Genomic DNA, 18,942 nt, shown 5'->3' on the forward strand with positions numbered 1-18,942 from the left:
CCCGAATGCCCCGCACGCGGCTCATTTTGCTTCGCTGAGCGCCAGCACGTCCTGCATGTCGTAGCGCCCGGCCGGTTTTGTTGCTACCCAGCGCGCCGCGCGCACCGCGCCCTTGGCAAAGGTCATGCGGCTCGAGGCCTTGTGGGTGATCTCGATACGCTCGCCTTCGGTGGCGAACATCACCGTGTGCTCGCCGACGATGTCGCCGGCGCGCACGGTGGCAAAGCCGATCTCTTTATCGGTGCGCGGCCCGCACTGGCCGACGCGCTCGAACACGCCGTGCTCTTTCAGCGTGCGATCGAGGCTTTTGGCGATTACTTCGCCCATACGGATCGCGGTGCCGGACGGCGCGTCGACCTTGTGGCGGTGGTGCGCTTCGATCACCTCGATATCGTAGCCTTCATCGCCCAGCGCCCGGGCGGCGGTTTCCAGAAGCTTCAGCGTAAGGTTCACGCCCACGCTCATGTTCGGGGCAAACACCATGGGCACGCGGTCGCGGTAGCCATCGAGCTTTTCGATCTCGTCGTCGCTCATGCCGGTGGTGCCGATCACGATCGCCTTGCCGTGCTCGGCGCAGAAGGCGAGATTGGCAAGCGTCACCTGCGGAGCGGTGAAGTCGATTAGCACGTCGAAGTCATCCTTGATCGCCGCCAGCGAATCCACGGCGGCCACGCCGCTCCTGCCGGTACCGGCCAACTCCCCGATATCGGCGCCGGCGAGCGAACTCCCCGGCTCGACGATGCCGCCGGCAAGCGTTGCGGTTTCATCCTGATTCACGGCGCTGACCAGGGTGCGGCCCATGCGCCCGGCCACGCCCACGATGGCTACTCGAGTCATGCGATCTCCTGAAGGGCGCCTGCGGCGGCCCGTATCAATGAAATGGCGCGAGTATACCAGAGACCGGGGCGTGGTCGGCGGCTCAGTTCTCCCAGACGATATCGAGGGTTTCGTCTTTCGCGGCCATGCGTACCAGGTGACTCTCGACCACGCCTTCGAGTTGGTCAAGGGTCTCCTCGTCGAGGGTTTCGATCGACACCGAGAGCTTGTCCGCATCAGCGTGCATCAGGCAGGTGCCCTTCTCGGAAAAGACGATTCTGGCATCGCTTTCGGTGTACTCGACCTCCAGCTTGTGGGACCAGTGCTTGCACAGACGGTTGATCAAACGCCCACCGGACGGCGTTGGGATTTCAGCGCGGGATATCGGCATGTTGGCTCTCCTGGGGAAAGATACTGGCGATAGAAATGCCTTACATTAGCGTAAATGTGCCTCAACGCGCTAATGCAAGGCTCCCCGCGACCGCCTTACTCCTCCAGCGCTTCGCGAATATCCGCCACGTCACCGGCCGAAACCGCTGGCGCCGCGTTGCCCCAGCTGTTGCGCACGTAGGTCAGCACGCTTGCCACTTCTTCATCGCTCAGGTTCCAGGCAAAGGCCGGCATCGCCGGGGCGGTGGGCTTGGCGTCGGTAGCCACCGGACGGCTGCCCGCCAGCACCACGCGGATCAGCGAGGTGGTGTTGTCGCCGTTGACCAGCGGATTGCTTGCCAGTTGCGGAAAGATGCCCTCCTCGCCGCCGCCATTGGGGGTATGGCAGCCCGAGCAGCGGTCGAAGTAGATATGACTACCGGCGCGCACCTGCGGGTTGTCCTCGGCAAGCGGCTCTGGCGGCTCGCTATCCCAGTCGTCTGAGTCGAGCGCCGCACCCGAGAGCAGGTAACGCGCCACGGCGGTGAGGTCTTCATCGCGCCAGTGTTGCGAGGAGTGATGTACTTCATCGGCCATCGGCCCCGAGGCGAAACCGAACCGGTTGCCGCCGGTTTTCAGGTACTCGACCAGCTCGCCCTCGCTCCAGCTGCCGATACCCAAGTGCCGGTTCGGCGTGATGTTCGGCGCGTACCACCCCTCCACCGTGGCCCCGGCGAATTTGTCGCCACCTTCACCGCCCATGAAATTGCGCGGCGTGTGGCAGGTACCGCAGTGCCCCAGGCTCTCGACCAGATAGGCCCCGCGATTGATCTCGTCGGACTGCTCCGGGTCGGGCTCGAAGGTGCGCTCGTCGAAGTTGAGCCAGTTCCAGCCGCGCATGACGCCGCGAATGCTGAACGGGAACGGCAGCTGGTTGGCCTCGATCTCGTTCTCCACCGGCGTGACGGTCTGCAAAAACGCCCAGAGATCGTGAATGTCCCGATCCGTCATCAAGGTGTAGGAGGGGTACGGCATGGCAGGATAAAGATGATAGCCGCCCTTGCCCACGCCTTCGGTCATCGCTGCCTTGAACTCCTCGAGGCTCCAGCGGCCCAGGCCGGTTGAGTCGTCCGGCGTGATGTTGGGGGCGATCAGCGTGCCGAAAGGCGTTTCGAGCGGTACGCCCCCGGCCAGAGGCCGGTCGTCGTCGACGGTATGACAGGCGGCGCAGTCGCCCAGCACGCTGATGTAGCGGCCGCGTTCGATGTCCTGGTACTCGGTGCTGGCGGCCAGCGCCGACAGCGGCAGAAGCCAAAGGGCGACCCCGGTGAGCGTTTTCATGACATCATCTCCCCGGGGTTTCTCAGGTAGCGGTTGACGATGCCGTGGGCGGCCTTGAAGGCGAGCGCCCCGACGGTGCCGGTAGGGTTGTAGCCCGGGTTCTGGGGAAACGCCGAGGCGCCGACCACGAACAGGTTGGGCACGCCCCATACCTGCAGGTGCTTGTTCACCGAGCTGTTGCTCGGGTCCGCCCCCATGACGAAGCCGCCCACCACGTGGGAGGACTGGTAGGGCCGCCCGTCCCAGGGGCCGGTACGCGGGTTGGCGACGATCTGGCGCGGATTCATCCGCCGGGCGATCTCTGCGGTCTTGTCGGTGACGTACTGCGCCATGCGCAGGTCGTTGTCGGTGAAATCGAAGGTGATGCGCAGAAGCGGGCGCCCCAGCCGGTCCCGGTAGGTGGGGTCCAGCGACAGGTAATTGTTGGGCGAGGAGTAGTTGCTCGCCTCGCAGCCGATCGACATGGTGCTCTTGTAGTTGTCGACGGTGGCGCGCTTCCAGTTCGAGCCCCAGCGCGGCGTGCCCGGCGGCGTTGGGCGCGCGTTGATCGGCGCCGCGCCGATCGGCGTCACCCGAGTGCTGCCGCCGCCGAAGAAACCGAGGCCCGCGTGGTCGAAGTTATCGTTGTTGAAGTCGTCGATGCCCATACCCACCGCGCCGGCGCCGATGAACGGGTTGAAGTTCTTGTCATCGAAGAACAGCTGCACGTTGTTGGCGGTCTGGTAGGCGTAGTTGCGCCCGGTGGTGCCCTGGCGCGTGGCCGGGTCATACGCCTGGCCGATGTTCGAGGTGAGCATCAGGCGCACGTTTTCGAAGGTGAAGGCGGCAACGACGACGATCTCGGCAGGCTGCTCCCAGCGTCGCCCGGCGGAGTCGACGTAGATGATGCCGGTGGCGCGGCGCCCGCTTGAATCGGTGGTGACCTCGAGCACCTCGCAGTGGGTGCGCGCCTCGAAGTTCTCCTTGCGGATCAGCGCCGGCAGCACCGTGGTGATCGCACTCGCCTTGGAGTAGTTGGCGCAGCCGTAGTTGGTACAGAAACCGCAGAAGGTGCACGGCCCCATGGTCACGCCGAGCGGATTGGTGTAGGTCTCGGAGACCAGCGATGACGGTACCGGAAACGGGCTGTAGCCCATTTCGCGGGCGGTGTCGGCGAACAGCGTCGGCGAGTAGGGCTGCTTGAGCGGCGGGGTCGGGTAGTCGCTGGAGCGCACGCCCTCGAAGGGGTTGCCGCCCGGCTGCTGGCCGCTTGTGAGCTGGCCTGCCCGGCCGGAGGTGCCGGCCACCTTCTCGAAGGCGTCGTAGAAGGGCTCCATCTCGTCCCAGTCGGTGCCCCAATCCTGCAAGGAGAGCTCGTCGGGAATCGCATCCGCGCCGTAGCGCTCCTCGAGGTGGCTTCGCAGGCGAAACTCTTCGGGCTGGAAACGAAAGGTGATGCCCGCCCAGTGGTTGCCCGCCCCACCGGTGCCGTTGCCCGGGTGAAATGAGCCCCACTGGCGCATCGGCAGCGCCGTCTGCGAGGGCGTGTTGCGCATGGTGATGGTGTTCTGGGCGGTGCGCAGCATCAGCTCCTGACGCTGGGCATAGCGCAGCTCGTCGGTGACCGAGGCGATGTTGAAATCCTTTGCGGTATCGCGCCAGGGGCCGCGTTCGACGCCGACGACCCTGAGGCCGGCATCGACGAGTTCGTTGGCGATGATCGCCCCGGCCCAGCCGAGCCCGACCACCACCGCGTCCGTAGGAGGTAGTTTGGTTGCCATGTTCGCTTATCCCTGCGCTTGCCAGTCGGAACGCCCGCCGATACTTACCGGCGTGAACTCCAGGTCTTCGTTGTGTCGCTCGATGTAGTCGCGGTAGTCGTAGCGGGCGCCGGGAAAGCCGAGCATCTTCCAGGACACCATGTCGCGATTGCCGCCGTACAGGGGGTCAGCGAAGAAGCCTTCCATGGTGTTCTGTAGCACGATCTCGAAAAACGCCTGGGAGTCGATGTCGCCCAGCGCGATCTCATTCTGCTCGAGCTGGCCGAGCAGCTGGTCGCGCCGCGCGTCATCAAGCTCGGCAAAGGCCGCGCCGTGGGCGTTTCGGCAGTGATCGTCGAGGGCAGCAAGGCCAATGCGGTAGCGCTGGCCCGGCGTGAGAGGAGACTGGTCGCCCTGCTCCGGCGTGCCCTCCTGAAAGGGGCCGTGCATGTAAAGGCGCTCGAACCCGCCGTAGGCTCCGGCCAGCTGGCGGTCGATGAACACCGCGCAGCCCGCCTCCTTGCCGCTGATACTCAGGTCATCGCCGGGAATCAGGCGTTCGACGATCGCCTCGACGGTCGCCGCCTCCTCGTCGGTGAAGAACTGCCAGCCGGCGCTTTCGTCCACCGGCTCGACGGCCACATTGGCCATCGGCTTCCATTCGGGGGTGCCTTGAAAGGTCAGCGCCTGGGCGGCGCCGGGGGCGGCGGCACCCACCAGCAGCGCCGCCGAGGAGCCCAGAAGCTCCCTTCGGGTCAGGCCGCTCGGGGCGGCGGCCTCGTCTCTCTTTTTCATCACGGTTCCCTTACTTTATTGTGCCTGCGCCACGCCTCGGTAAGCGCCGAGCCTTCGGCCCAGCGCTTACCGAGGCGTGGCAATAAGTAACAGGCTAACTTTTCATCAAGCGTAGGCTAAATAAGCATCCCCTGCCATGCTTGCGCTCCAATTGGATAAAAACCGGCAGGTACGAGAGGGAAAAGAGAAGGAAGGAGCGAGAGGCACGCTAACGGAAAAAGGCGCGCGGAGAGCCCGCGCGCCCGGTCATCAGGGCTTGGCCGCGCGTTTGAAACGCCGCCCTTCGAGCGAGGCCAGCGCCACGCCTGCGAGCATCAGCGGCAGCGCCAGAAGGAAACCGGTGGAGATGGGAATACCGAACAGCACCCAGTCGGCGGCGATCGGCCAGATGAGCGCCACGTACTCGAAGGGTGCGAGCTTCGACACCTCGGCGTAGCGAAACGCCAGCGTCATGGCAATGTGCCCCGCCCCGCCGAACAGCCCCGAAAGCACCAAAAGAGCGAACTCGGCGCTGTTGAGCGACGCCCAACCCAGCGGCCAGGTGGCCAGCCCCGCCAACGACGACACCACGATGAAGTAGAACGCAATGGAGCCGGCGGTTTCGGTGCGCGAAATATGGCGAATGGTGAGCAAGGCGCCGGCGGTCAGAAGCGCCCCGGCAGTGCCGAGCGCGTAGCCCAGAAGCCGCCCGTCGCCGCTGCCCGCACCGAGCTGAGGCACCACCAGCACCGCCATCCCGAGAAGCGCCAGCAAAATCGCCCCGGCGCGGTAGAACGAGAATTTCTCGCCTAATAGCAGCACGCCGCCCACGGCCATGAAGATCGGTGAAAGCTGCACCAAAAGCGTCGCTTCGGCGACCGGCAAAAACGCCACCGCCGAGAACGAGAAGAACATCGCCGCCGCCCCCAGCCCCGAACGCAAGAGATGCCCAAGCGGCCGCCGGGTCGCCAGCGCCCCGGGAAACTCCCGGCGAATCATCAGAAAGATCACGATCGGAATCAGCGCGAACAGCGAGCGAAAGAAGATCGACTGGCCCACCGGCACCGTCTCGCTCACCGCCTTGATGCACACGAACATACCGGTGAACATCACCCCGGAGAGCACGCGAAGAAAAATACCCAGAGACGGGCGATCCTGTAGTCCGGTCATGGTCGACGTCCTTGAACACAAAAAAGTCCCCGGCGGGCACCGGGGACCTTGTACGCTAATGGCTGACGTTCTGCCGCGCTACCTAAACCGTGACGCTAACGCGGCGGACCTGCCTTGCCGTATCTACGGCTTCATCTCTTCGAAGAACTTCTTCACGCTGTCGAAGAAGCCGGTTTTCTTCGGCGAGTGGCTGTGGCTGTTGCTGTCGTCGAAGCTTTTCTGGAGCTGGCGCAGCAGGTCGCGCTGCTCGTCGTTGAGGTTGACCGGGGTTTCGATCACTACCTTGCAGAGCAGATCGCCCGGGGCGCCGCCGCGTACCGGCTTGACGCCCTTGCCGCGCAGGCGGAAGAGCTTGCCGGTTTGGGTTTCCGGCGGAATCTTGAGCTTCACGCGGCCGTCGAGTGTGGGTACTTCCAGCTCGCCGCCCAGGGCGGCATCGACGAAGTTGATCGGTACGTCGCACTGCAGGTGCTTGCCGTCGCGCTTGAAGATCGGGTGCGTTTTGATCGCGACCTGCACGTAGAGATCGCCCGCCGGGCCGTTGTTGATGCCGGATTCGCCTTCGCCGTTCAAGCGAATGCGGTCGCCGGTATCCACGCCGGGCGGAATCTTGACCGAGAGCGTGCGGGTTTCACGCACGCGGCCTTCGGCGTTGCACTTGTGGCACGGCACCTTGATCTGCACGCCGGTGCCGTGACAGGTCGGGCAGGTCTGCTGCACGGCGAAAAAGCCCTGCTGCATGCGTACCTGGCCCATGCCCTGGCAGGTCGGACAGGTGTCCTTGGTGGTGCCGGGCTCGGCGCCGTCGCCGTCGCAGCGGTCGCAGGTGACGTGGCGCGGCACGCGGATATCGACCGTGGTGCCGGCGACCGCGCTCTCGAGATCCAGCTCCAGGTTGTAGCGCAGATCCGAGCCGCGCGCCGGCGCGTTGGGCCCACGCCGGCGCCCGCCGCCACCGCCGAAGATGTCGCCGAAGACGTCGCCGAAGATATCGCTGAAATCCCCCGCCCCGGCGCCGCCACCGCCGAAGCCGCCCCCGGCCTGACCGTCCACGCCGGCGTGGCCGAACTGATCATAGGCGGCGCGCTTCTGCTCGTCGCTGAGTACTTCGTAGGCGTCGGAAACCTCGCGGAATTTCTCCGCGGCGGTCTCGTCATCCGGGTTGCGGTCAGGGTGGAATTTTTGCGCCAAACGGCGATAGGCCTTCTTGATCTCTTTCTGATCGGCCCCTTTTTCGACACCCAGGACTTCGTAATAATCGCGCTTGGACATGGGTCCTACGCCTCCTGGTTAATGATGCTCATCGGGAAAGGCAACGTTTTGTTCCTGGAAACAGCAACGCGGGAGCTGGCTCCCGCGTTGCTGCGTGGCTGGCAAAAAAAGCGCTTACTGCTTCTTCTGCTCGTCGTTGACTTCCTCGTACTCGGCGTCGACCACGTCCTCGTCCGGCTTGGCCTGGGTCTGCTCGCCTTCCTGACCTTCCGCCGCTGAAGCGTCAGCCTGCTCGGCGTACATCTTCTGGGCCAGCTGGCCGGAGGCTTCGGTCAGCGCATCCAGTTTCTTCTGGATGTCGTCCTGGTCGTCGGTCTTGACCGCGGCTTCCAGGTCGCTGATGGCGGTTTCGATGTTCTGCTTCTCTTCATCGGTCGCCTTGTCGCCGGCCTCTTCCAGCGTCTTGCGGGTGGCGTGGATCATGCCATCGGCCTGGTTGCGCAGCTGGACCAGCGCTTCGAACTTCTTGTCTTCGTCGGCGTGGGCCTCGGCGTCGCGTACCATCTGCTCGACTTCTTCGTCCGACAGGCCGCTCGAAGCCTTGATGACGATGGACTGCTCCTTGTTGGTCGCCTTGTCCTTCGCCGAGACGTTCAGAATACCGTTGGCGTCCAGATCGAAGGCTACTTCGATCTGCGGCACGCCGCGCGGCGCCGGCGGAATGTCGGCAAGATCGAAACGACCGAGCGACTTGTTCTGCGCGACCTGCTTGCGCTCACCCTGAACCACGTGAATGGTCACGGCGGTCTGATTGTCATCCGCGGTGGAGAAGGTTTGTGTCTTCTTCGTCGGGATGGTGGTGTTCTTGTCGATCAGTGGGGTCATCACGCCACCGAGGGTTTCGATACCCAGGGTCAGCGGAGTGACGTCGAGCAGCAGCACGTCCTTGACATCGCCGCCGAGTACGCCGCCCTGAATCGCGGCACCCACGGCCACGGCTTCGTCCGGGTTGACGTCCTTGCGCGCTTCCTTGCCGAAGAACTCGGCCGCCTTCTGCTGGACCATCGGCATACGCGTCTGGCCCCCGACGAGAATCACGTCGTCGATTTCAGAGGCGGAAAGACCGGCGTCTTTCAGCGCCATCTTGCAGGGCTCGAGCGAGCGCTGAACCAGCTCTTCGACCAGCGACTCGAGCTTGGCGCGGGTCACTTTCACGTTCAAGTGCTTGGGACCGGTGTTGTCTGCGGTGATATAGGGCAGGTTCACATCGGTCTGCTGGGCGCTTGAAAGCTCGATCTTGGCCTTCTCGGCGGCTTCCTTCAGGCGCTGCATGGCCAAGTTGTCGCCGGAGAGGTCGATGCCGCTGTCGGACTTGAACTGGTCGACCAGGTAGTTGATCAGCGACAGGTCGAAGTCTTCACCGCCCAGGAAGGTATCGCCGTTGGTGGCGAGCACTTCGAACTGGGTTTCGCCGTCGACGTCGGCCACTTCGATGATCGAAATATCGAAGGTACCGCCACCCAAATCGTAAACCGCGATAGTCTTGTCACCGCGCGACTTGTCCATACCGTAGGCCAGTGCCGCAGCGGTCGGCTCGTTGATGATGCGCTTGACGTCGAGACCGGCGATGCGGCCGGCGTCCTTGGTCGCCTGGCGCTGGCTATCGTTGAAGTAAGCCGGCACCGTGATGACCGCCTCAGAAACCGTTTCGCCGAGGTAGTCTTCGGCGGTCTTCTTCATCTTCTTGAGCACTTCGGCGCTGACCTGGGGCGGCGCCATCTTCTTGCCCTTCACTTCCACCCAAGCGTCGCCGTTGTCGGCTTCGGCGATCTTGTAGGGCACCATCTTGATGTCCTTTTGAACGACGTCGTCCTTGAAGCGACGGCCGATCAGACGCTTGATGGCGTACAGGGTGTTTTCCGGGTTGGTGACCGCTTGGCGCTTGGCGGACTGGCCGACCAGCGTTTCGCCGTCATCGGTGTAGGCGATGATCGACGGCGTGGTGCGGCCGCCTTCGGCGTTTTCGATGACCTTGGCGCTATCGCCGTCGAGAACCGCCACGCAAGAGTTGGTGGTGCCCAGGTCAATACCAATAATGCGTCCCATAGCAAAAACCTCGAATTCGGTGGTGACAAAAGATGTAATCGGTCTGCGGCATCGCCGCGGGGTTGGCCTTTATCTGGGGGCCGCCAGCCGCTTTTCAAGGGGAAATTTGCATAATCCCCCGCTCGATCAGCTCGCTTTCTGGCTGACCACGACCATCGCCGGGCGCACCAAACGGCCGTTGAGCAGATAACCCTTCTGCATGACGTCCATCACCGTGTTGGGCTCGAGCTCCGGGTTGGGCACCATGGCCATCGCCTCGTGTACCTGCGGGTCGAAGGGCTCGCCGCCAGGCTCGACGCTTTCGACGCCGAACTTGTGGAGCACGTCGAGCTGCATCTTGAGCGTCATGGAGACGCCTTCGCGGTGCGCATCAGAGGCGCCCTCTTCCATGCTCTCGAGCGCTTTTTCGAGGCTATCGACGACCGGCAGCAGCTCCTTGACGAACTTCTCCAGCGCAAACTTGCGCGCTTTTTCCGCTTCGGCTTCGGCGCGACGGCGCACGTTCTGGGCTTCGGCGGAGGCGCGCAGCGACTGATCCTTCGCCTCGGCCAGGCTCTGCTCGAGCTCCTCGACCCGCGCGGCCAGCACTTCGGCTTCCGGGTTGTCGACGCCGCCCACGGTGTCGATGGTTTCATCGGCGCCCAGCGGCGACTCGTCGTCGAGCACGCCTTCCAGGTCGCCTTCGACCAGGCGCTCCTCGTCGGTCTGCTCGGTCACTTCGGCTTCCTGCTCCTGGCGGGCCAGCTCGTCATCCAACGGGGTTTGCGGTTCTTTTGCCATGCCGTGCTCCTGTAATGAGATAGCGCCACCTCAAGCGGCGGCCTGTTGAGTAAGCATTGCTTTCGCGTATGCACGCTATATGGGGGCCTTGTCGTCCATCTCAAGAGGGGCGTTGAAGTGAGTTATCGACTACTGTATAAAACACCAATCATTGTATAAGCATCCAGTTCTTGTAGCGCCCTGCCCGGGAGGCCCCATGCTGACGCAGCTAGTGATTCAGGATTACGCCATCGTTGACCGCCTCGAGCTCGATTTGAGCGGCGGCATGACCGCGATCACCGGCGAGACCGGCGCGGGTAAATCCATTCTGCTGGGGGCGCTGGGGCTCTGCCTTGGCGAGCGCGCCGAGGCCGGAAGCGTGCGCCACGGCTGCGAGCGCACCGATCTTTCGGCGAGTTTCGAGATCGCCCGCCTGCCCGCCGCCGTCGAGTGGCTCGAGGCGCGGGAACTCGGCGCGGAGGAGTGTCTTCTGCGCCGCGTGGTCACCGCCAATGGACGCTCGAAAGCCTGGATCAACGGCCAGCCGGCCACCGTCGCCGATCTGAAAGCGCTCGGCGAGCTCCTTATTCAAGTACACGGTCAGCACGCCCATCAGGCGCTGATGCGCGAAGAGACCCACCTGGCCCTGCTCGATGATTACGCCGGGCTCAAGGGCAAGCGCCAGGCGTTGGGGGAGACCTTCAAGGAGTGGCGCGCCACCCGCTCCAAACTGAAAAAGCGCAGCGAAGCCGGCAGCGAAGTCGAAGCGCGCCGTCAGCTTCTGCGCTACCAGGTCGAGGAGCTCGACCAGCTCGCCCTGGGCGAAGCCGAGCTCGAGGTGCTCGAACAGGAGCAGCACACCCTGGCCCACGCCGAGGAGACGCTGCGCGAAACCCAGTTCGCCGTCGAGTGCTGCGAAAGCGACGACGGCGGCGCGCTGTCGCTGCTCAATCAGGCCTACGCCCGGCTGAGCGCGCTGCCCGGCAGCGACAAGGGCGTGTTGGCCAACACTCTGGCAATACTCTCGGACGCCCGCATTCAGGTCGAAGAGGCCACCGGCGAGCTCGCCCGCTTCGCCAGCGCCACCGAGCTCGACCCGGAGCGCCTGGCCTGGGTCGACGAACGGCTGGGCGACGTACACCGTATCGCGCGCAAGCATCACGTCGCCCCGGAAGAGCTCTACGCGCTGCATCAGTCGCTTTCCCGCGAGGTGGCCCAGCTCGAGGCCAGCGACGAGGATCTGGAGGCACTGAGCAGCCGGGTCGCCGAGTGCCGCGAGCGCTACCGCGAGCAGGCCAAAGCGCTTTCGAAGGCGCGCCAGAAAGCGGCCGGCAAGCTTGGCAAGGAAGTGCAACAGCAGCTGGCCTTTCTGGCCATGGGCAAGGCGCGTTTCGAGGTCGCGGTTTCGAGCCGCGAAACGCCAAGCCAGGACGGCCTGGACCAGGTGCAGTTTCTGATCAGCGCCAACCCGGGCCAGCCAGCCCGCCCGTTGACCCGCGTGGCCTCCGGTGGCGAGCTTTCGCGCATCAGCCTGGCGATTCAGGTGGTCGCGGCGAGCCACTCCACCATCCCGAGCCTGGTGTTCGACGAAGTCGACGTGGGCATCTCCGGCGCCACGGCGGAAATCGTTGGCCAGCTTCTGCGCAAGCTGGGCGAGAACGGCCAGGTGATGACCGTGACCCACCTGCCCCAGGTCGCCGCTCAGGCGCACCAGCACCTTCACATCGAAAAGCAGGCCAAACGCGACAGCACCCTGACTCACATGGCGTTACTCGACGAACAGGGCCGGGTGAGCGAGCTGGCGCGCATGCTGGGCGGGGTCACGCTTTCCGAGCAGACCCTGGCCCACGCCCGCGAAATGCTCGACGCCAGCCAGCGCCGGCCTCACTGACGGCGCCACAAGGCACGCAGGCGTTCGCCGGTGCCTGCCCCAAACCAAAACGCCCCGGCCGCTTTCGCGGCCGGGGCGTTTTCAATGGCATGCCCTGTTGTTCCCGGGTTTTATTCTAATCAGGAGCGCTCTAACCAAGCGCGTGAGCGCTTTTAAAGCGCACTACAGGGCTTCACGCCTTGGGACGTACGTACAGCACCAGCGCGTGGTCGATCAGCTCGAAGCCATGCTCCTCGGCGATCTCCTGCTGACGCCGCTCGATGATCTCATCGACGAACTCGATGATCTCACCGCTTTCCAGACACACCATGTGATCGTGATGGTCTTCCTGGGTCATCTCGAACACCGCATGGCCGCCATCGAAATTGTGGCGAATCACGAGGCCCGCCGACTCGAACTGGGTCAGCACGCGGTAAACGGTTGCAAGCCCGACATCCTCGCCCGCATCGATCAGTGTCTTGTACACTTCTTCTGCGCTAAGGTGGTGTTGGCCCGAAGCATTTTCGAGAATCTGCAGGATCTTGACGCGCGGCAGGGTCACTTTCAGCCCGGCTTTGCGTAGTTCATGGTTCTGATCGGCCATGGTTGCTCTTCGCAGTAACAGGTTAGGTCGGGTATGATCGACCGAAACCACGATAGTGAAGAACAGGCTCAAATGCAAAAATTGACACGTATCATGACGCTCTCCGTTGCCCTGACCGTTATCAGTGGCTGTAGCTACGTTGGCGTCTACAAGCGCGACATCCCCCAGGGCAACCTGGTCACCCAGGAAATGGTCAACCAGCTCCAGCCCGGCATGACCCAGGAGCAGGTCAGCTACGTCATGGGTCGCCCGCTTCTGGAAGCGCCCTTCGACTCACGCGAGTGGGACTACGTCTACCGGCTGGACAAGGCCTACGCCGGGGTCGAACAGCGCCGCGTCACCCTGACCTTCGACGACCTTGGGCGGCTGGTGAACGTCGAGCAGCAGGGCGATCTGTCGCGTGCGCCGTCGATCAGCACTAACCGCGGCGCGGGGCCGGCAACCGAAACCATGGACCCGGTGATGCCGCTTTTGACGCCCAATCAGCAAACGCCGACACCGACGCCGGAAAACGCCCCGGCCTCGACCCCGCAAAACACTCCCGACCCGCGCCCGGTCACGCTGCCGGAATAAAGCGGGTTAGCGGCTCGCCTGGCGTTTGGCACGCGCCAGGCGAGCCGCCTTGGGGTCGATCTTCAGCGGACGGTACACTTCGATACGATCGCCTGGACTCAGAGTCTGGCGCTGTGGCTCGCGCAGCGCCTTGCCGAAAATTCCCAGCGGGGCCTGGCTGAATGTTTCTTCTGGTTGCTCGGGAAACAGCGCGGGCAGATTTGCCAGCGCTACGGCCTCGCGGGCGGTGGTCTGCGGCGTGACCTCGACCACGACCAGGTGCTGACGCATAGGCGTGGCGAACGCCACTTCGACGGCGAACAGCGACTCAGCGGCCATAGAGTTCATCCGCGCGCCGGGTGAACGCATCGACCAGCTGACCGGCGATCTGCTGAAACAGCTTGCCAAACGCCATGCTGAGCAGCCGATTGGCGAACTCGAACTCCATTTCCAGGCTAACCTTGCAGGTGTTTTCCCCCATGGGAGTAAACAGCCACCGCCCCTTGAGCCGTTTGAAAGGCCCCTTCACCAGCGACATTTCGATGCGCTCCGGCGCGAAAAGATCGTTGCGCGTGGTAATGGTTTGCTCGACGCCGGCGCGGCCCAGGGTCATCTCGCCGATCAGGTGCGTCTCGTCGCGCTCGATCAGCCGGGCACGGCGACACCCGGGCAAAAACTCGGGATAATGCTCGAAGTCGTTGACCAACTCGAACATCTGTTGAGGAGTGTGCCGCACCAGGGCGGAACGATTCACGGTTGGCATTGACCTCTCCGCTGACTTCACAGTGCCCACAGCGTATCATGGGAAACATTATTTCAGTCTTTACATGGTATCACGCCTCCCCTTCGACGCAGGAGGCGCTACCGACAGATTAACGATGAGGTTTCATGGCCACTAAGAAAGGCAAGACCAAGGGCCCAGTCAACAACACGATCGCCCAGAACAAGAAGGCACGCTTCGAGTACCATATCGACGAAACCTTCGAGGCCGGCCTTTCACTGGCCGGCTGGGAGGTCAAGAGCCTGCGCGCGGGCAAGGCCCAGCTCACCGACACCTACATTCTGGTGCGCAACGGCGAAGCGTTCTTGCTCGGCAGCCATATCATGCCGCTGAACACCGCCAGCACCCACGAAATCGCCGACCCGACGCGCACGCGCAAGCTGCTGCTTCACCGCAAGGAGATCGCAAAGATCTTTTCGGTCACCCAGGACAAGGGCCACACCTGCGTGCCGCTCAAGCTCTACTGGAAGCGCAACATGGTCAAGTGCGAACTGGCGCTTGTGACCGGCAAGCAGCTGCACGACAAGCGCGCCACCGAGAAGGATCGCGACTGGAATCGTCAAAAAGGCAGAATCATGCGGGAACATAACCGCGCGTAGCTGGTCAATTCCGGTTGAGCGCGTTAGAATACCGCTCTGACCTTGGGGGCGACATGGTTTCGACGCCGGTGACAAACCCTGCGGTGCATGCCGAGAGCGTGATGTATCTCGTTAATACCACATCACGAAAAATAGTCGCAAACGACGAAAACTACGCTCAAGGCGCGCTGGCAGCTTAAACCCTGCTAGCTTCTTGTCTGGCCCTGCGGTGATGTGCCTATTCATCGCCAAGGGGATATGAGCTAAAGCTGATAGGACCGCGGTTGGCGGTGTCTTCTCGTCAACCGTTAAACCTTAGAAGGCTCGCGTAGCCGGATCCTGATCGTCGGAGCCGGTCGCGCTAAAGCAAAAGACGAAATCTAAGCATGTAGAGCCAATGGGCGAGTGCTGGCGGACGCGGGTTCAATTCCCGCCGCCTCCACCAGACACCCCAGCAAATCAAGCACCTAGTGGTGCTTTTTTTGTGCCTGTAGTCTGGAAATGGCCCATTTAGGCATAGCTATGTCAGCTTTTGAGTCAGCTATCTTCGACCATTTAGCCCTGTCCATGCCTTCCCTTCGATTCTGACGTGCCTATACTCCGCCCTAAATACTGCATATATATCCAGTCAAAAAGAGGCGCGCATGTCAACGTATGAACAACTGATCCAGAGTGTGTAGCGAGCCGTTGGTAGTCCTCGCGTTCAATCACAGAACTGCGTTGAGATCACTCGCCAGAGGAACTCTTAGGAATTGCGTTGCGAGCATCGAACGCCTAGGTATACTACGAAATGGGATGAACTTGTTACTGTAAGCACATAAAAATAGTCACTAGCGTGGTCAGCATGAAAGACATTGCTCTAAAATCATTACTTTTGGCGGGTATATCCGTAGGAATTTCGTTATCAGCTTACTTTGGATGGTTTTTCGTCGCACTTGATCTCCCCCTTTCCAAATCCCCCGAAGTATGGGGACAGTTTGGAAGTTACATGGCCGGCACAGTAGGTGTTTCAATGGCACTTGCTACAGTTTGGATGTTAGCAGACACTCTAAAATTACAGCGAGAAGAGCTAGGTCTTACACGAAGAGAGCTAGAACTCACTAGAGAGGAGATGCAACGAACTACGGAAGCACATGTAAAGCAGGCTAAAATAAATAAGTCGTCCCATAATATACAAAGAAACTATTACTACATTAAATCTATCGAAGATAACTTGAACAAAATTTATCAAAAGCTAGATCTGTTTATTGATGAAAATGGGTTTGAAGACACCTTTTTCATGCATATTAAAAACCAAATGGATGCCAAGGCGTTCACAGATCAGTACATGTTATTAATACAAGCTACAAATAACCAGAATAACGAGGAAGATAAATTAAATATACACATGCTAATAAATCCAATAAAATATCGCCACAGAATTATAGTTAACCTTCTTTATGACGCGGGGTTTTTTGAAAAATATAATAAAAGTTTATTATCAGACGTTTTTATAGATAGGCATTTGAACGATTTGGACTTTGAGGACGATTAGTTTGAAAAGCCCCTAGCCGAGGCTTCTCTTTGATAATATGTAGGGTTCGGGATGATCAAATGAGCTTCAGAAGTTATCCTCTGCTGACAGCGAAAGAGCTTCTAAAGCACTTCATTCGGGAGCAGGTTCATGAAAATCAATCTGCATAAACAAGCGACGACACCGAAGATCCGTGCGGTGCGGAGATCCAGGCAGCGCCTTCCAGCATGACGGATAGCGAACTGGCGCGCCAGCATGGCGTATCACCCGCGACCATTCGACGCTGGCGGTATCGCAACGATGTCCATGACCGACCACACACGCGTCACAACCTGCTGGCCACCCTCACGTCCGAGCAGGAAGAGGTGCTGATCGCCGCTCGCGAATTCCTGCGCCTCGGCTTGGTTGATCTGCTCGTCGTGGCACGCGAGTTCCTGAACCCTCGATTGTCCCGCTCGGGCCTGCATCGCATGCTCAAGCGGCGCGAGGTGCCGACACTGACAGAGCTCGCCCGTCAGGACGCCGGAGATGATGGCAAGCCCCGCTACAAGCCCTTCAAGGACTATGAGCCCGGGTATGTGCATATCGACATCAAGCACCTGCCCCGTATGCCGGATGAGCAGCAGCAGCGCTACCTCTACGTCGCCATCGACCGTGCCACACGCTGGGTTTATCTGGAGGTCAGGCGCAGTCAGTCTGCCAGAAATGCCAAAGCGTTCATGAAGCGCGCGAAGGAGAGGGCGCCCTTTACGATCCGGACGGTGCTCACTGACAACGGCAAGTCGTTCACCGATCGCTTCACGCGGGCAGGCGAGCGCAAGCCTACTGGCTGCCATCCCTTCGATAAGGAGTACCAGGCCCATGGTATTTAACATCGCCTGATCAAGCCGGGAAGGCCACAGACGAACGGTATGGTGGAGCGGTTCAACGGTCGCATCAGCGACGTGCTGGCGACCCGGCGCTATACCTCAGGTGAGGACCTAGAACAGACGCTCAAACGCTATGCTTGGGTGTACAATCACCATATCTCTCGGAAGGCGCTGCATCATCAATCACCGTTCATGGCGATGAAAGAGTGGCAGGCCAAACGACCAGCGTGATTTACTAAACGAGTAGTCGATCACGCGGGACCCGACATCCATGCTAAGTAGCATCAGTCATAACAGGGCCTCCACAGAAAGCTCATCAAGCGGCCCCAGATCAGTGCCGGCATCAGGAAAGGACGAGTATGGAACGCAAAAAATATATGAAAATTCTGGATTTTCTTAGCGATAGCTACATGTGTATAAAATGTTTGAAGCCTCATGAATTGAATATGAGATTTAACGATATCAATTCGACGGCTCATTACCTTCAAGACCACGAACTCGCTGAATTTAGAGGAATCATTCCTTCTAAAAACGCAGCTAGCCATGTAGATATGGTTGGAGGGGATATTGAGAACCAGATTTACGGATCTATCACGACCAAAGGGCTTGACTACCTGAAAGATGACGGTGGTTTGACCAGTGAATTGAATGTTCAGGTCATTCGATTGGATGCCACTACTATTCAACAGTTGATAGATGCCAAAATTCTACTGAGCAACACTATTCCAGAGAAAGAAAAACCAGCTTTGCGTGAAGCGCTCAAGAACATGAAAGAGGAGGGATTGAAGCAACTCACTACTCGCTTGGTCAGCCACGGGCTCGATCAAGGCTCCGTCACCGCTCAACAGCTTGTGCAATGGATCACGAGCTAAATGAATCTTTGCGATGCAGAACCAGATGACAGGGACAGCCTCTTGCTTTACCTGTTGTGGAGCCCCTTTGATGCAAATACCGTTCAAATAGTGAACCCTATAAACGGCACAACTTATTTTTTTACGACCGAAGAAAAGCTCAGGAGAATTATCATCCTTAAAAGGTGTGACTACCTGACAGGAGATAGCGGTCGTAGAGAAAATGGTGAGATCGATTTCAACGGTTTTGAAACAACACTTAAAGCCGCCCCCATTGTTCGACCCTATATAATACATCAATTGTGAATCGTCATCGAGTAATCCACCATTTATAACCGGGGCGATAAGTAGAGTCGCTCAGGCAGCCATGGCTACCTTCTGTTTCGATGTCATACCACCCAATGCCATATTCGGTCGTTCGTGGTTGTAAGTCCAAAGCCAGCGCGTGGCAAAGTCCTGAACCTCACTGATCGAGTCGAACAGATAATGGCTCAGCCAGTCATGGCGTACTGTTCGGTTATAACGTTCGAAATAAGCATTCTGCTGCGGATTGCCCGGCTGGATGTATTGATGTTCAATGCCTTCCTGCTTTGCCCAGGTGACGAGTTTACCGCTGATGTACTCCGGGCCGTTGTCACAGCGAATTGCTTTTGGCCTGCCGCGCCATTCGATCAACTGCACAAGAGAGCGTATTACGCGCTCCGCCGGCAGCAAGAAGTCTGCATCGATGATCAGACCTTCCCGGTTGTAGTCATCGATCACGTTGAACAACCGATACGTTCGGCCGTCTGCCAACTGTTCATGCATGAAATCCATGGACCAACAGCCATTCAGAGTCTGCGGTACCGACAAAGGGGCCGGCTTTTGCCGCACCAGTCGCTTTTTGGGTTTGATCCGCAAGTTCAGCTCCAGCTCCCAGTAAATTCGGTAGATGCGCTTATGGTTCCAGCCAAAGCCCTTTACATTGTGCAGGTACAAGTAACACAGACCAAAGCCCCAGTTGCGCTGGTTGTGGGTCAAACGCACCAGCCAATCGGC

20 protein-coding genes, 1 other RNA gene and 1 pseudogene are annotated in these 18,942 nt (G+C 60.5%); 9 read left to right on the top strand and 13 right to left on the bottom strand.

Translation table 11 applies throughout. The features are described from left to right. Window positions 1-21: 21 nt before the first annotated feature. From dapB to grpE, 9 genes are all read right to left on the bottom strand, one after another. Complete coding sequence (dapB, locus tag ACGK9R_RS16500) at window positions 22-837, bottom strand: 4-hydroxy-tetrahydrodipicolinate reductase (RefSeq protein ID WP_394583297.1); 816 nt, start codon at window positions 835-837, stop codon at window positions 22-24. Between the two features lie 82 nt (window positions 838-919). Continuing rightward, window positions 920-1,207, bottom strand: coding sequence for a DUF2218 domain-containing protein (locus ACGK9R_RS16505; protein ID WP_394583299.1), 288 nt, complete (start codon window positions 1,205-1,207; stop codon window positions 920-922). 95 nt (window positions 1,208-1,302) lie between these two features. Continuing rightward, window positions 1,303-2,526: a c-type cytochrome gene (locus tag ACGK9R_RS16510; protein ID WP_394583300.1), complete on the bottom strand. Its 1,224-nt coding sequence runs from the start codon at window positions 2,524-2,526 to the stop codon at window positions 1,303-1,305. After that, complete coding sequence (locus tag ACGK9R_RS16515) at window positions 2,523-4,286, bottom strand: GMC family oxidoreductase (protein WP_394583302.1); 1,764 nt, start codon at window positions 4,284-4,286, stop codon at window positions 2,523-2,525. The genes ACGK9R_RS16510 and ACGK9R_RS16515 overlap by 4 nt, the downstream gene beginning before the upstream one ends. A gap of 6 nt (window positions 4,287-4,292) precedes the next feature. After that, on the bottom strand, window positions 4,293-5,060 hold the full coding sequence (locus tag ACGK9R_RS16520) for a gluconate 2-dehydrogenase subunit 3 family protein (RefSeq protein WP_394583304.1): 768 nt from the start codon (window positions 5,058-5,060) through the stop codon (window positions 4,293-4,295). Window positions 5,061-5,309: 249 nt separating this feature from the next. Beyond that, window positions 5,310-6,209 (bottom strand): DMT family transporter, encoded by a 900-nt coding sequence (locus ACGK9R_RS16525; RefSeq protein ID WP_394583306.1) that lies wholly within the window; start codon window positions 6,207-6,209, stop codon window positions 5,310-5,312. A 123-nt stretch (window positions 6,210-6,332) separates the two neighbouring features. Continuing rightward, window positions 6,333-7,481, bottom strand: coding sequence for a molecular chaperone DnaJ (dnaJ, locus tag ACGK9R_RS16530; protein WP_394583308.1), 1,149 nt, complete (start codon window positions 7,479-7,481; stop codon window positions 6,333-6,335). A gap of 114 nt (window positions 7,482-7,595) precedes the next feature. Next, a complete protein-coding gene (dnaK, locus tag ACGK9R_RS16535; RefSeq protein ID WP_394583310.1) occupies window positions 7,596-9,527 on the bottom strand; it encodes a molecular chaperone DnaK in 1,932 nt (643 codons plus the stop codon). Between the two features lie 126 nt (window positions 9,528-9,653). Further along, window positions 9,654-10,307: a nucleotide exchange factor GrpE gene (gene grpE, locus ACGK9R_RS16540; RefSeq protein ID WP_394583312.1), complete on the bottom strand. Its 654-nt coding sequence runs from the start codon at window positions 10,305-10,307 to the stop codon at window positions 9,654-9,656. Between the two features lie 196 nt (window positions 10,308-10,503). On the opposite strand from grpE, the gene recN reads away from it, so the two are divergent. Further along, the gene (recN, locus tag ACGK9R_RS16545; protein ID WP_394583314.1) at window positions 10,504-12,177 is read left to right on the top strand and encodes a DNA repair protein RecN; all 1,674 of its coding nucleotides are present in this window, start codon (window positions 10,504-10,506) and stop codon (window positions 12,175-12,177) included. 172 nt (window positions 12,178-12,349) lie between these two features. Here recN and fur read toward each other — a convergent pair whose 3' ends face one another. After that, window positions 12,350-12,760 (bottom strand): ferric iron uptake transcriptional regulator, encoded by a 411-nt coding sequence (fur, locus tag ACGK9R_RS16550; RefSeq protein WP_394583316.1) that lies wholly within the window; start codon window positions 12,758-12,760, stop codon window positions 12,350-12,352. 72 nt (window positions 12,761-12,832) lie between these two features. On the opposite strand from fur, the gene ACGK9R_RS16555 reads away from it, so the two are divergent. Further along, window positions 12,833-13,333 (top strand): outer membrane protein assembly factor BamE, encoded by a 501-nt coding sequence (locus ACGK9R_RS16555; protein ID WP_394583318.1) that lies wholly within the window; start codon window positions 12,833-12,835, stop codon window positions 13,331-13,333. A 6-nt stretch (window positions 13,334-13,339) separates the two neighbouring features. Here ACGK9R_RS16555 and ACGK9R_RS16560 read toward each other — a convergent pair whose 3' ends face one another. Beyond that, the gene (locus ACGK9R_RS16560) at window positions 13,340-13,651 is read right to left on the bottom strand and encodes an RnfH family protein (RefSeq protein ID WP_394583320.1); all 312 of its coding nucleotides are present in this window, start codon (window positions 13,649-13,651) and stop codon (window positions 13,340-13,342) included. Next, window positions 13,641-14,075, bottom strand: a complete 435-nt coding sequence (locus tag ACGK9R_RS16565; protein ID WP_394583322.1) for a type II toxin-antitoxin system RatA family toxin — start codon at window positions 14,073-14,075, stop codon at window positions 13,641-13,643. Before ACGK9R_RS16565 ends, ACGK9R_RS16560 begins: the two co-directional genes overlap by 11 nt. 125 nt (window positions 14,076-14,200) lie before the next feature. On the opposite strand from ACGK9R_RS16565, the gene smpB reads away from it, so the two are divergent. From smpB to ACGK9R_RS16600, 7 genes and pseudogenes are all read left to right on the top strand, one after another. After that, complete coding sequence (gene smpB, locus ACGK9R_RS16570) at window positions 14,201-14,692, top strand: SsrA-binding protein SmpB (RefSeq protein WP_394583325.1); 492 nt, start codon at window positions 14,201-14,203, stop codon at window positions 14,690-14,692. 44 nt (window positions 14,693-14,736) lie between these two features. Further along, window positions 14,737-15,116: a transfer-messenger RNA gene (ssrA, locus tag ACGK9R_RS16575) on the top strand. A 307-nt stretch (window positions 15,117-15,423) separates the two neighbouring features. After that, a complete protein-coding gene (locus ACGK9R_RS16580) occupies window positions 15,424-15,492 on the top strand; it encodes a DUF4113 domain-containing protein (protein WP_394583341.1) in 69 nt (22 codons plus the stop codon). 23 nt (window positions 15,493-15,515) lie between these two features. Then, entirely contained in the window at window positions 15,516-16,205 is a 690-nt protein-coding gene (locus ACGK9R_RS16585) for a hypothetical protein (RefSeq protein ID WP_394583327.1), read from the top strand. Between the two features lie 129 nt (window positions 16,206-16,334). Beyond that, window positions 16,335-17,284: pseudogene (locus tag ACGK9R_RS16590) on the top strand (DDE-type integrase/transposase/recombinase). 128 nt (window positions 17,285-17,412) lie between these two features. Further along, the gene (locus ACGK9R_RS16595) at window positions 17,413-17,925 is read left to right on the top strand and encodes a hypothetical protein (protein WP_394583329.1); all 513 of its coding nucleotides are present in this window, start codon (window positions 17,413-17,415) and stop codon (window positions 17,923-17,925) included. Beyond that, window positions 17,926-18,210 (top strand): hypothetical protein, encoded by a 285-nt coding sequence (locus tag ACGK9R_RS16600; RefSeq protein ID WP_394583331.1) that lies wholly within the window; start codon window positions 17,926-17,928, stop codon window positions 18,208-18,210. A gap of 51 nt (window positions 18,211-18,261) precedes the next feature. Here the strand turns inward: ACGK9R_RS16600 and ACGK9R_RS16605 are convergent. Further along, on the bottom strand, window positions 18,262-18,942 hold a 681-nt coding region (locus ACGK9R_RS16605), incomplete at its 5' end, for an IS3 family transposase (RefSeq protein ID WP_394583333.1).

The sequence above is a fragment of the Halomonas sp. HNIBRBA4712 genome (assembly GCF_043558675.1).
Taxonomy (GTDB): Bacteria; Pseudomonadota; Gammaproteobacteria; order Pseudomonadales; family Halomonadaceae; genus Vreelandella.